At 34.4% G+C, this 11,601-nt stretch carries 12 protein-coding genes; all 12 read right to left on the reverse strand.

Annotation, left to right across the window (positions count from 1 at the left end; all coding sequences use genetic code 11):
• Positions 1 to 131: 131 nt before the first annotated feature.
• Positions 132 to 836 (reverse strand): MgtC/SapB family protein, encoded by a 705-nt coding sequence (locus tag ABH902_RS10660; protein ID WP_404590701.1) that lies wholly within the window; start codon positions 834 to 836, stop codon positions 132 to 134.
• A 175-nt stretch (positions 837 to 1,011) separates the two neighbouring features.
• Positions 1,012 to 1,713 (reverse strand): glucosamine-6-phosphate deaminase, encoded by a 702-nt coding sequence (gene nagB, locus ABH902_RS10665; RefSeq protein WP_404590702.1) that lies wholly within the window; start codon positions 1,711 to 1,713, stop codon positions 1,012 to 1,014.
• A gap of 123 nt (positions 1,714 to 1,836) precedes the next feature.
• On the reverse strand, positions 1,837 to 2,943 hold the full coding sequence (locus ABH902_RS10670; RefSeq protein WP_404590703.1) for an LCP family protein: 1,107 nt from the start codon (positions 2,941 to 2,943) through the stop codon (positions 1,837 to 1,839).
• Between the two features lie 180 nt (positions 2,944 to 3,123).
• Positions 3,124 to 4,452 carry an O-antigen polymerase gene (locus ABH902_RS10675; RefSeq protein ID WP_404590704.1) on the reverse strand — a complete coding sequence of 443 codons (1,329 nt, stop codon included), beginning with the start codon at positions 4,450 to 4,452 and terminating at the stop codon, positions 3,124 to 3,126.
• A gap of 28 nt (positions 4,453 to 4,480) precedes the next feature.
• Positions 4,481 to 5,515, reverse strand: coding sequence for a glycosyltransferase family 2 protein (locus ABH902_RS10680; RefSeq protein ID WP_404590705.1), 1,035 nt, complete (start codon positions 5,513 to 5,515; stop codon positions 4,481 to 4,483).
• The gene (locus ABH902_RS10685; RefSeq protein WP_404590706.1) at positions 5,509 to 5,940 is read right to left on the reverse strand and encodes an adenylyltransferase/cytidyltransferase family protein; all 432 of its coding nucleotides are present in this window, start codon (positions 5,938 to 5,940) and stop codon (positions 5,509 to 5,511) included. The genes ABH902_RS10680 and ABH902_RS10685 overlap by 7 nt, the downstream gene beginning before the upstream one ends.
• Before the next feature lie 10 nt (positions 5,941 to 5,950).
• The gene (locus ABH902_RS10690) at positions 5,951 to 6,766 is read right to left on the reverse strand and encodes a phosphorylcholine transferase LicD (protein ID WP_404590707.1); all 816 of its coding nucleotides are present in this window, start codon (positions 6,764 to 6,766) and stop codon (positions 5,951 to 5,953) included.
• Positions 6,767 to 6,778: 12 nt separating this feature from the next.
• On the reverse strand, positions 6,779 to 7,969 hold the full coding sequence (gene cps2T, locus ABH902_RS10695; protein WP_404590708.1) for a beta 1-4 rhamnosyltransferase Cps2T: 1,191 nt from the start codon (positions 7,967 to 7,969) through the stop codon (positions 6,779 to 6,781).
• Positions 7,969 to 8,673, reverse strand: coding sequence for a sugar transferase (locus ABH902_RS10700; RefSeq protein ID WP_404590709.1), 705 nt, complete (start codon positions 8,671 to 8,673; stop codon positions 7,969 to 7,971). The genes cps2T and ABH902_RS10700 overlap by 1 nt, the downstream gene beginning before the upstream one ends.
• Before the next feature lie 94 nt (positions 8,674 to 8,767).
• On the reverse strand, positions 8,768 to 9,532 hold the full coding sequence (locus ABH902_RS10705) for a tyrosine-protein phosphatase (RefSeq protein WP_404590710.1): 765 nt from the start codon (positions 9,530 to 9,532) through the stop codon (positions 8,768 to 8,770).
• Positions 9,533 to 9,553: 21 nt separating this feature from the next.
• Positions 9,554 to 10,255, reverse strand: coding sequence for a CpsD/CapB family tyrosine-protein kinase (locus ABH902_RS10710; RefSeq protein WP_404590711.1), 702 nt, complete (start codon positions 10,253 to 10,255; stop codon positions 9,554 to 9,556).
• A 17-nt stretch (positions 10,256 to 10,272) separates the two neighbouring features.
• Entirely contained in the window at positions 10,273 to 11,097 is an 825-nt protein-coding gene (locus ABH902_RS10715) for a YveK family protein (protein ID WP_404590712.1), read from the reverse strand.
• Between the last annotated feature and the right edge of the window lie 504 nt (positions 11,098 to 11,601).

The following is an 11,601-nucleotide window of genomic DNA, read 5'->3' on the forward strand; positions in this document are numbered from 1 at the left end:
TCGACAATTTCATAAAATCCGACCAATATAAAAAGCATATTGGTCGTCTTTTACTCCAATTGCTCGAACCTAAACGACTTTTGGCTCAACCTCTTTTGCTCTCACCTTTGTTTGTGTTATATTGTGCTTCATTAGATACTAACCAGACGCAGCTTAGTAATGTTTTTATGAATGGATAAATCTTCTATGACTTCCGCATAGGTCATTCCTTTGGGCAAGTCAATCGTATAAATATTGGTGTAGATTTGAGTATCTTCTGTTAAAACGACACTAAAATTGACATCTTCAATTTCGATTTTATGTTCATCAAAATATTGATTAATGAATTCTTTGGTTTCTTTTTTATGGATATAGCGAATTTCCAGCTTTTTTGTAGTTGGTACATGAATAATTTTTTTCACCAAGGTTAAAGCGATAATAACGCCAACCGCACTGGTAATCGCAATCGCATAATAGCCCATGCCAATTGAAATACCTAAGCCCGCCGCTGCCCATAATGAAGCGGCCGTTGTAAGACCTGTCACAGATTGCTTAGTGACAATAATTGTTCCAGCACCAAGGAAACCAATGCCGCTGACTACTTGAGCAATTAGCCGTGCCTGATCTGAACGAATAACGCCGGTAAGTTCTGGATGGTTGACGGCATCCTGTAAGGCACTGGCAGCGATTTCAACTTGAACCAGCGCAATAATCGTTGCTCCCATACAAACTAAAATATGCGTTCGCAGCCCGGCCGGTCGATTTTTATATTGCCTTTCAAAGCCTATTGTTCCGCCGATTAGCATCGCTAAACATAGACGTATAATGATTTCAGGAATTGTTAAATAAATATCCATCTCCGAACCTCTCCTTTCACTATCCTTTTATTATAGCATTAATTTTACTTTATAGATTCGCTAGACCACATAATCTTAAATAAAAAAGCATGAAGTATCAGTCATAGACATAGACCTTTACCTCATACTTTTTAATAAACAATTGGGCAGAAACTTGTTCTTCTAACGTTTATTTTTATAATTTGCTGGCTGCAGCATCATCTACGATAACTACAACATCCGGGTGATTTTGTAAAGCACTTGCTGGCAAATCAACAGATACAGGACCGTCGATCATCCCTTTGATAGCATCTGCTTTTGCTTCACCATAAGCCATCAAAATCATTTTTTTACCTTTCAGAATTGAACCAATCCCCATAGAGACAGCTCTTGTTGGCACGTCTTCTACTTTGTCAAAATAACGTTTGTTGGCATTGATTGTAGATTCAGTTAGCTCAACAACGTGTGTCAAACTATCTAGCGGAGTCCCTGGTTCGTTGAAACCAATGTGTCCATTTTGACCAATTCCTAAAATTTGAATATCAATCGGATGAGCATCAATAATTTCTTCATAATGTTTACATTCAGCTGCCAAGTCTTCTGCTTTTCCATTTGGTACAAATGTTTCTTTAAATGGTTTTTTCGTAAATAATTGTTCATTCATAAAATGACGATAGCTTTGTGCATCATTACCGCCCAAGCCAACATATTCATCCAAGTTTAAAGAAGTCATTTCTGAAAAGTCCAAGTCACTTTCTGTCATTTCTTTATATAAAGTTACCGGTGTGCTTCCTGTTGCCAGTCCCAACGTCTTAGCGCCATTGTCCATACCTGTCTTAATTAATTCAAAAGCTTTTTTGCCGCCTTCTTCGGCGTTTGCTACTTTAATGATTTCCATTAGAAATTGCCCCTTTACTTTTGGTATAGTCCAATTATACCATTTTAAAAAAAAGATTACTAGTATTAAAAAGCAAGTAGTAAAAAAAGATTTCTATTCTCGATTTGAGAATAGAAATCTTTTTTAATAGCCTACTGCTGCATTATTAGGATCTGTATAAATTTCACCTTGATTAGGATCTGTCACAGCTCCTCCTTGGTTGGCATCATAATATCCTGTTTCAACAGAAGTGCCATCAGATGCTCCATACGTACCATCATTGCCGTATGAGCCGAAGTTGCTATTATCTTTTGCTTGCATTTCTTTATTTTCAGGTAAGCCTAACTGAGCACGCAAATCCGTTTGAATTTTATAAAGCTTTTCTGGATCTAAAATTTGATAGTAAATACTATTAATTTCTTGTCCTTCTCCTTCTAATTGTAAGGAATCAATGTTACTAAACGCTGGCAAATATTTCTTCTGAATATCTACCATATTATCCCAAGTCAGATCAGTTTTTACATTTGCTTTAACTGCATCTAAAATTTTTCTATATTGTGAAACGCCATTTATACTAATGACTTTTTTAACGATCTTTTCAACAACTTCTCTTTGACGACGCTGACGACCGATATCTCCTTCTGGATCTTCCTCACGCATTCTAGCATATGCCAAACCAGTTTCAGAATTCAAAGTAATTTTTCCTTTAGGAACCGTAATTCCATCTAAAGTAAATTCAAATGGATTATCGACCTCTATTCCGCCTACTGCATCTATTAAGTCTTTCAAGCCTTTCATATTAATCGACACATAATTATCAATTGGAATATCCAATAATTCTTCTACTGTATCAATCGCCATTTTGGCTCCGCCAAACGCGTAAGCATGATTTAATTTATCTTGAGTACCATAACCAACAATATTTGTTAAAATATCTCGATCTAAACTAATCATCGTAGACTTTTTCTCTTTTGGATTAATCGTAACGACCATAGTAGTATCAGAACGTCCTTGCTCAGTCCGTCCTAAATCACCAGTGTCAATGCCCATCAGCAAAATAGAAAATGGTTCCTGAGCATCAATATTAACGGCTGTTTCTCTTTTCTTAGAAGTCCGGTCAATAGATTGATAAACATCTTTTAATGTTCCGGTTCCGTCAGAATACATTTTTATTCCGTATGCGCATATACCGGCAACAGAAATTAACACGAGGCCTAAAGCAGTTAATATTACTTTTTTCCATACGTTCATAAGACACTTCCTCATTTTTGAAAGAATAATTCATGAAACCTATTTTCTCATAGATTGATTCTTGTCGCAACTTTTTTTAAAGAATCGCAGAATATCTTAATGTAAATGTAAAATAAGTCTGTTTCTTAGTGTTCAAAAAAAGAATATTTATCTCTGCCATGAACGAAATTTTCCAAGAAACTATCTGCTAAATTTCATTCTCGTCAAGAATATATTAGCCAGATAGATAAAGCAAATCATTTTTAAACTATTGACCGAAAAAAAGATCGAAAACAGTCGCTCACTAATTGACATTAAAAATACGCCCGATACCATATAGCCATATATAATCAGCGCTGTATTTGATTTGTTCTGTGAAACAGGTTTTAATTTTACATATCCGTAAAAGAAAGAATAGAAAGCTGAAGTTAATGTTGTAAACAATAATAAACCAGACATGCCAAAATCATAAATATAGGATCTAAAAGCGGTGTATACATTTCCTAAACTATACCCTGTAACTGAATATCTAAATTCTTTGTGTGAGATGTAGATTAATTCCGGTATATTAAAGGTTCCCCCTATAAACCTGTTAATTCTAAAAAACAGCTCTTTCCCGAATATTTCAGATGAAACAGGAGGTGATTTCAAAAAAGAATCCAATAACGGAATTGGACCACCTGCATATACCGTAAAATAATACAGTGGATCACTCGATGCTTTTTCACTCAACCCTCTTCCGATAACCCCTCTTAACGAGACAAAGCAAATAAAAATCACAATAAGGAAACAAGCAATTTTGATTAATTGCTTGGCATTGACCATATCTTTTCCATATTTTTTATACGTTAAAATAAAAAAGAACACAACTGCCGCCATAGCAAAATACAGAACTTGAATTCTTGCAGCAGACATAAATGTAGTTATGGAAGAAATTATCAAGGGTAAAAAAAGGCTTTTTTTAACCTTAACCCCTTGAATTAATAAATTATTGATGATAATAAACAAATAAACATAAGATAATGCAATCATCAAGTCGTACATATGACCAGCCAAGCCGGACATACCTTGTCCTTCTTCTAAAACACCGTAGGAAGTAGCTTGGCGATAATGGTACATAATGACTGACCATTCTTTACTGCCGCCGCCCACACTTCTTGCAATGCGCAGAACTTCTTTTACATAATAAAAACCACTAAAAAGAGAAAAAGCAATTGAAAAAATATGCTGAATTTTAGGTATTTCAATTACTTGACTCTGCTCGGTTTCTAAACTTCCCCAATTGAAAAGGCGCAGACACAAAGTAGCCGAATATGCTGTAACTACAAATATGACTATACCAAAAATAATCACTGTATATGTTTTCCAGCTAAGATCGATTGCCCATAGATTCACATTGTACAACGCACAGAGTGTGCTGAATAAAAATACTTCTGAAATAATCATTCCAGGATGAATAAAATCCCCTTTAAACAGCAATATGGAAATGAAAAAAATAAATACTATAGTAATAAGTAAGAGTATTAACACCAGAATTCACCTCAGTTCTTTGCATCTCTTAATCCCATTTTTCTCCATGAAACCTCTTATACCCTGTGTACATAGAAAGGATTATCGTCACGTATTCTTTTTTTAATAAAAATTTGAACAAAGAATTTAATGACCATACTTTTTCCTCTTGCTTCAATTCAAACGTTTTATCGCTAATGATTCGTTGTAATAATAATTTCTTTTCAGAAATTGACAGATCGCAATCCCTGTGCAGTAGCTGACTTGATATAATCGTTTTTATATACGTGAGTTTGTAAGTATCTATATATTTTTGCTCTTTTTCATCAGTGATTTTCTGCCAAATTTGTGACTCAACTCTAGCAGTTTCAAGGAGTGAATCAATTTTATTCTTGTTATATTTTCTTGAAGTTGACGACAGATCTCTTCTGTAATGGATGTAATAGGGTTTAGGGTTTATGCTTATATTTCCGCATGCATTAAAAAATTCATAAGAAAATTTGGCATCTTCACTTCCAAATTTCATCGATTCATCAAAAAGTATATGATGCTTTTCGATCACGCTTCGTCTATAAAGACCATTCCAAACATTTAGAAGTAAGTTATTTTTCTTAAAAAAATGATAATAGTTATATTTGCTTTCCGAGGTGAATTCTCTTTCATGTTCGTTGTAAAAAGAAGTTTCTGTTTTTCTTAAAACAGCTCCAGATTTGTTTATATCTATCAATACACGACCGAATTTAACCGCATCTACTGTCTGTTTTTTCAATAGACGTACATTATCTGATAAAAAGTCTTTAGTCAGCTCGTCATCATCATCTAAAAACGTTATATACTCCCCGGCAGAACATTTGATTCCTCTATTTCTTGTCGCACAAATACCACTATTCTCATTATTTTGAAAAAATCTAATTCTGGCATCCTTTTTTGCATAAGATTTAGCAATTTCAGCAGAGTCATCAGACGAGCAGTCGTCTATTAACAATAATTCAAAATCTAAATATTCCTGCTCTAGCACGGATTGTATCGCTTTTCCCAGATATTCTTGGGAATTAAATATGGGCATAATTATGCTGACTAGCATCTACTTTCATCCTTGCTATTGATAATTTTTTTAGCCAACTTTGTTGAAGAAACACCTTTGGTATAGGGAAGGTAGCATACCTCTACCCCATATTTTTTTAGCTGTTCTTCTGTTTCAATCCATCTGCTTGAGCCTTTCCAATCATCGCCTATAAACACACAATCGAATTGAAATTTTTTCCAAGCATCTACTTTATCTAAATTATCCATTAACTCCACTTGATCAACGATTTCCAAAGCATTGATAAGCTGCATTCTATCCTGACAATTGATGATAGGTAATTTATTTTTATAAACTGAAACTAAGTCATCACTATTTACGCCAACTATTAAATAGTCGCATTTTTTCTTGGCGGCATTCAATAGATTTAAATGGCCAATATGGAGCATGTCAAATGTTCCTGCTGTAAATCCTCTTTTATACATAATGGGCTTCCTACTCTCCTATCACTTCAGTATTATGTTTGTTTCTCATATGCTCAGGTGGTACTTCCATATAATTGCCGTAAATTTGTTTTAAATATTCATCGTAATTTGCGGGTGCATTGAACTCAAAGCCTTCAAATTCAACTTTTATTCCATTACCATAAATTTGTTTTTTATTGAATATACTGTTAAATCTATACGCACCATGAAAATTAAAAAAAATTTCAGAAGAGTCATTTGAATATTTTCTAAGCGACTGTTCAAGGTAATCGTATTGTTTGGTCAAATTTAAAAGTTTCCCGATTGAAAACACTTTGTTCAATGCAATCAATACTCTCTCGTACCAAGGACGTCCTTTTTTATTGTCTTGAATATTTTCGAAGTTAGCAAACCCAACTAAAACCTTCAAAACTAATAATTTAATTTTATGAAGCTTTGCTTTGATCGGTGATTTCGGTAACCCATCCAAAGGAAAAATATCAATCCAAACAGGTTCTTCTCTTGGAATCTTCCAGCTATTATTTTTAATTTTCACAGAATAATCGACTAAGCGAGAATTTGGCCGTTTCGATTCTGAAACAAGGCTATAATGCCAAAATTGATGCTCTCCTTTAACAACTTTAGGAGCAAGTTGAACAAATTTATCATAGTCTTCTCTAGGCATAGCAACATCAATATCATCATCCCACGGAATGAAGCCTTTGTGTCTGATTGCACCCAAAAAAGTGCCTCCACTAATATAATAGGTTAATTGATTTTCCTCACAAATATCCCTAAACAAAATCAGCAATTCCAGCTCTTTTAATTGTAAATCTCTAAGCTTCAATATATTTACTCCTTATTCATTCTTTACCCACAGATTTTCATATAATCTTACGATCTTACTCCACGAATAGTCTTGTCTGATATGCTCTCTTGACCCGATATTCACGTAAGCTTGCTGAAGAAAGCCGTTATTTTCCAACTGATTTAACCATTGGCTTAAACTAGAATCTTTTTTCCAATAAAGCGCACTCTCTCTTCCAACTTCGTGGTTAAACCCTACGTCCAATAATAAATTTAATTGGGTTAACGATAATGCTTCTAAAAGAGAAGGATTAGTACCGCCAACCTCATGTCCATGGATATACCCGAAAGCTTTTTCTCGGATTAGTTTCAATAATTCTTGGTCGTAGACCGTACCTACGAATTTGATTCTTTTATCTTTTTCAAACTGCGTTTCTTTTTGCAGCTTCGCATAAAATTTATTTTTTTCAATGTTTGTAATCAACACTAAATCTTTTTGCGATGTTGATTTCATAAATTCCTGAATCATCGTTTCGTAATTATTTTCAGGGACAAAACGACCTACAACTAAAAAATAGTTGTGAAGCTGAATATCATGTTTTTTGAACCATTGTACGACTTGCTCATCATTCTCTTTTAAAACCGACTTTTCCACTTCAGCACCATAAGAAATATACGTAGTTACAGGCTTGAATTTTTTATATTCTTCAATGATATATTTTTCAATATTTAAGCTATCACAGATCAACAGGTCTGCATGCTTGACCATCAGCTTTTCAGAATATTTCCAATACTTGCGAACAGGATAACTCCATTTTGCTCTAAGCCATTCATGTCCGTCGGGATTGACATACAGCTTGCCTCCAATTTTTTCAATCTTTTTTCTAAAATACTTTATAAAGGGCCCTATACGACAGGCTAAAACGTAAAAAACAGGTGCATTATCTTTATTTTTCTCAGCCAATTTTAGTGCATAAGCTAATGCTTTAATATCGTAATAAATTGCTCTTGCCGGACCTATATTAGGAACATAAATGTTAAAACAATCTGCTCCATTATGTTGAAAATGCGCTTTCCCATCCCCGTATGAATGATCTTCAGTGTTCATACAGGCAACATGATACTGAATATTTTCCGTTTTTTTATATTCTGTAAGCTTTTCAACAAAAGTTTCAAAACCGCCGTATTTCGCTGGGATTCCTTTTGATCCGATAATATAGATATGTTGTATCTGATCCGTCATTAATAAGCTCCTTTTGAAAAGAACATCACACGAAAGGTTTGAAAGATAATTTTTAAATCGTTGAAAATAGATTGATTTTGTATGTACTCTAAATCAAGTTCAACCATATCAGCAAAATGAACATCATTTCTGCCTTGAATCTGCCACAAGCCTGTACAGCCTGGCTTTACCCCTAAGCGCTGCATATCGTGTTGACTGTATTCAGCTACTTCTCTTTGCAATGGAGGTCTAGGGCCAACCAATGACATTTCACCTTTTAATACATTCAGCAATTGTGGAAGTTCATCAATACTTGTTTTACGGATTTTTTTCCCTACCTTGGTAACTCTAGGATCATCCTTCATTTTAAACATTGCACCTTCTATTTCATTTAATTCAATTAATTCAACTAATTTTTCTTCAGCATCCGTACACATAGAACGAAATTTATACATAGTAAATAGCTGTCCGCATTGCCCTACTCTTTCTTGAGAAAAGAATACAGAACCTTTACGATCTTCGTATTTTATTAAAAAAGCAACAACCAAAAAAACAGGACTTAAGATGATGATGCCCAGTAAACTTATAACTATATCCAAACACCGTTTTAAAAAATAAAAGGACAGACTTTTTTTCTTTTTTATTGCTGGTACATTAAGTTTTCTTGCCTCATCTTTATCTGTATATAATTCATTTGTTACTCTTCCTGTAATCTTACCCTCCATAATTAATCTCTCCTTTTTTTAAACTAAAAAACATTGTTACCAACTCTATTTTTTAGTTTTTTAAAATCACACACCAACCTTTATGCATAATTTTTTAAAACAAACCAAATCGTTTTCGTCTTATTGCTGTAAACTCTGGTCTTACTACAGGATCACCATTTAAAATGTCTCGTGCCGTTTGCTGCATCGCTGCGACATGTTCGAATCCCATATCTTTTTCAATGGCATCATACGCTTTTTTCATAAAAAAACCGCGTTTTCTCAAGTTATGTGCATCTGAAGCCATCATACAGACTAAGTTGTGAGCAACCATCTTTTTAGCCGTTTTTTCAATTTGGCTGCCGAATATACCAACATAACTCGGAGCCGTTAGTTGGGTTAAAACCCCCATTTCTAAAAAAGGCAACAACTGGTTCGGGTCTTTAATAAAGATACTGTTTCTTTCTGGGTGAACGATTATCGGAATATGACCTTTACTTAGCAATTGCTCAAATAATTGTATTGCATAAGAAGGTACATCATTTGTCGGAAATTCGATCAACAGATATTGATTGCTGAGATCGGCAAACAAAAGCTCGTTGTTTTCAATTTGAGCGAACAATTCGCCGCTAATCCGAACTTCTTGCCCTTCAAATAAGGTAAGCGGAATCTGTCGTCGATCCAGCTCTTCCTGCAATGCAGTTACACAGGAAATTACCTTCCCAGCCGGATTATCGTATTTTCCATTATTATGATGCGGTGTACATAAAATATGAGTAATTCCCTGTCCAACCGCCATTTGAGCCATTGCCAGTGAATCTTCAAACGTTTGAGCACCGTCATCAATTCCAGGCAGTATATGACAATGTAAATCAATCATCTAAATTATCCTCCCTGTCGTTTAGGATCCATAATAATAGCCTTGATCTACAATATTTTTTGAACCATTGTAGACTACACCTAAAATATTAGCATCCACCATTTCTAGTAAATTTTTAGCTTTTAACAAGGAATCCTTTTTTGAGACATTTTCTCGAACTACCATAATCGTACCATCTGTTTTGGATGCTACAATTTGTGCATCTGTAACAGCAACAACAGGCGGCATATCAAAAATAACTAAATCATATTGCTCTTTTAACTTTTGAATTAAATCCGTCATTCTATTTGATTCCAGCAGTTCTGAAGGATTTGGCGGCTTAGGTCCGCTTGTCATTAAAGATAAATTATCAATTCCAGAAGTGCGAATGACTTGTTTTAGAGTTGTTTCACGATTCCCCAATATGGTACTTATTCCTCTGCTGTTATCGATAGAAAATGTTTTAGCAACCGTAGGCTTACGCATATCAGCATCCACTAATAAAATCCGTTTTCCTGAATTAGCAAAAACAATCGCTAGATTGGCTGACGTCGTTGATTTACCTTCGCTCGGTCCTGAAGAAGTGACGACTAACGTTTTTAATTCACGGTCGACCATCGCAAATTGAATATTCGTTCGAATAGTTCGATATTGTTCTGAGATAGGGGATGTTCTATCTGCTAAGGTAATTAAGCTTACTGCTTTTGTTGCTTGTTTTTTTTGCTGTCTTAGTTTATTTGCCATCGTATACTCCTCTTTTTTTAGACTCTTGAACGACTTTTACGCGTCGGCAGGTCAGCCGTATTTCCAAACTTAGCATTATTTTTCGATGTTGCTGTTTTTTGTAATTCTGCATCGAACATCTTCTCTTTTAAAGCTTCCGTGCGAACCATTGTTGCATTTTGTTCTTTTGCCGTCATATTCGGTACGACGCCTAAAATAGCAAAACCAAATTCTTCTGTCACAAAACGATCGTCTTTAATTGTTTTGTCAAACAGCTCAAAGATGAATGTAAGAGTAATTCCGATAATTAATCCCAATACGATCCCGATTAAAAGATTCAGATTGTTATTAGGAGAAACAGGCTTTAAGTTTGTTGTTGCCGCTGAAATAATCGTTATTTTATCTACATTCAACATATCTTTTGCTTTTTCCTGAAACACCAGTGCCGTTTGATTTGCGATATTTTGGGCAACAATCGGATCTGTTCCCTTAGAAATAATCGAAAACATCTGTGAATTTTGTGACTGATTGATTGAAACACTTGTGCCTAAAGCATCTAATGATAGTTCACTATCAAATTGCTTTTGCATTCTTTTTTGTACTTCTGTCATTACAGTGTCACTTTTGATTAAATCCTTGTATGTATTAATCATCTGCAGATTTCCGTTTATATCATTAACATTGGTTGTTTCATTTTGCGGCAGCCGGACAATTAGTTGCGCTTGAGAGCTGTATTGTGGAGTAAGTATAAAATAAGTTAGAATTGCAGCAATTCCTAAACCCAAAAACATACTTATAATGATTAAACCTACACGTTTTTTTAAAATTCCAACTAATTCTTGTATACTGATTGTCTCTTCCATTTTTTCCTCCAATTTTGACTATCTAAATAATTGTCTTTCGCGTGCTTCAAGACTATAAGCAAATAAGAGCATTTTTCTGTGGGTAAACAAAAATCTGCCTGCTTTTTAATTTTTTCTACTTCGATTACTGGTGTATTAAACTATTCGCGCTAAAAGCCCTTTCTTTTTGGTAAAGAACTGTCATAGAATCCTTTTGCAGTCACAGATAACTCTGGATCTATTTCTTATATATTTTGAGAATTGTTGTTTGATTGGTTGAATTACAGATTATTGGTTTTGTGGATAATAAAATGAGGTTTATTTTAGCCAAGAGAATTTGGCCGTGTGGTTTTGCGTTCGACAAATAAAACAGTAATTATGTAAGAATAATTATGATCGTTTTGCCTTTAGAAGATTTTGATACCAACCAACAGACAAATCACAAAAGAATTCCTTCTTTAAAGATAATTACCAACTAATTATCTGTGACTTGCCCAACCTTTTTATCGCTTCACACATACTCTT

It is taken from the genome of Enterococcus sp. UD-01 (assembly GCF_044909655.1).
In the GTDB taxonomy this organism is placed as follows: domain Bacteria; phylum Bacillota; class Bacilli; order Lactobacillales; family Enterococcaceae; genus Enterococcus_L.